This window comes from Cyanobium sp. NIVA-CYA 375, from assembly GCF_056108345.1.
The window spans coordinates 1-1,547 of the sequence record NZ_JBSYHW010000196.1; the positions used below are offsets into that span (position 1 = coordinate 1).

The 1,547-nt window shown below is 62.2% G+C and carries 3 protein-coding genes; all 3 read right to left on the minus strand.

Annotation, left to right across the window (positions count from 1 at the left end; all coding sequences use genetic code 11):
* Positions 1-489 (minus strand): transposase (locus AC01FP_RS17490; protein WP_474481992.1); only part of this gene is annotated, 489 nt, incomplete at its 3' end.
* A gap of 3 nt (positions 490-492) precedes the next feature.
* Positions 493-762 carry a hypothetical protein gene (locus AC01FP_RS17495; RefSeq protein WP_474481994.1) on the minus strand — a complete coding sequence of 90 codons (270 nt, stop codon included), beginning with the start codon at positions 760-762 and terminating at the stop codon, positions 493-495.
* Between the two features lie 3 nt (positions 763-765).
* Positions 766-1,329 carry a collagen-like domain-containing protein gene (locus AC01FP_RS17500; RefSeq protein WP_255021278.1) on the minus strand — a complete coding sequence of 188 codons (564 nt, stop codon included), beginning with the start codon at positions 1,327-1,329 and terminating at the stop codon, positions 766-768.
* Between the last annotated feature and the right edge of the window lie 218 nt (positions 1,330-1,547).

Genomic DNA, 1,547 nt, shown 5'->3' on the forward strand with positions numbered 1-1,547 from the left:
CGAACAGAAGGCATCCCACTTTTTTTGCAGCACCAGCAAAGCCGCCATTTCCGCCATGGCCTTCTCCTTGCGCTGCAGCTCCTTTCTGAGGGCTTTGATCTCCCGCTGGTCCTGGGCGCGGAGCTTCTCGAGCTCCTTCTGTTCGGCCATCGTCAGCACAGGCTTGGCGTTGGCATCCTGGGCCGCCTGCCGCCAGCGCTCCACCTGCTCCGGGAACAGGCCCCGCTCGCGGCAGTAGGCACTGAGCTCGGTGGCGTTGAGGCCGGCGCTCTCCAGCACCACCGTGAACTTGTCGGCGGCGTTCCAGCCCTCTGGTTCCTTCTCAGATGCCGGCACCACCTCTCCCTGCAACCGCCAGGCCTTCCTCCATTTGTAGAGGGTCATCACGTGGATGCCCAGCTCTTCTGAAATCCGGGCCACGCTCTGCCTGTGGGGCGGGTGCATCCGTCTCCTCACATCAGCCTTAACGGCCTCGCTGTATCGGCGCATTGGTCATGTCCTCAAGCCCCCGGATGTACTGATCAGAGGGGTGACAACTTTCCTGAAACCGGGGGCACTGAGCACGCCATCGGCCGTCATGCTCAACCCAGTACCCACCTTGATGCCGCCCAACACCTTGGCCGTCGCGATGGGCAGGACATAAAGGGAGGAGGGCACAAACACCTTGGCGTCAGTGCCCAACCTGGCGCTGTTGCCGGCATCAGCCGACACAGCGCTCGGGCCAGCAGGGCCCTGCAGGTTGGCAGCAAGCGACCAGGCCACCGCTCAGCTCAGGGTGTACACGTCGCCCGTGGCGTTATCTAAATACAGATCACCAGGGATCGAACCTGGGATGTCAGCTGCCGGAGCGCCGCTGCCGTTGAACCAGCCCGTACCGCGCATGCCCTGCACGCCGGCTGGTCCTTCCACGCCTTGAGCGCCAGCAGGGCCTATTTCTCCTTGAACGCCAGCAACGCCAGCAGGGCCCTCAATTCCCTGCGGTCCCTGGATCGAGCCGCCAGTCACCCAGGTGCTGCTGGCCGCATCCCATACCTGAAAGGAGTCATCGGCCTGCACGATGTAGGCATCGCCCTGGGCTGCATCAGCTGGCAGCTCGGTTTCTGTCGCCACCTGGCCCTTAAAGGTGATGCCCAAACCCGCAGCACCCTGGATGCCCTGCTGGCCTTGAACACCATCAGGGCCAATCGGACCCTGGATGCCGGCTTCTCCTTGTGGTCCTTGGACGCCTTGGGCGCCATCAGCGCCAGCAAGGCCTTGCACCCCTTGGGCGCCCTGAATACCTTGCTCACCCTGCGGACCTTTAAGAGAGCCGCCTGCTACCCAAGCCATGGTCAAGCGGGCCAGTAGCCCGGTGTGTCAACAGCAGCTATTGCCGTATCTCACCGCTAGCCGCTAGCCGGTGGCTAACAGCAGCCGCAACTGCGTTCAGCAAGCTGACTGGACTAGAGCGTCCCGTAGGGGATCTTGCGCATGGCGCGCACGGGTGAAATAAATATCTTGGGCATCCAAGAAAACAAACCACTATCCATACTCAACACATAGCAATC

Coding starts and splice junctions, on each gene's coding strand:
- AC01FP_RS17500 (WP_255021278.1), bottom strand. CDS start 1,329: ATGGCTTGGGTAGCAGGCGGCTCTCTTAAAGGTCCGCAGGGTGAGCAA.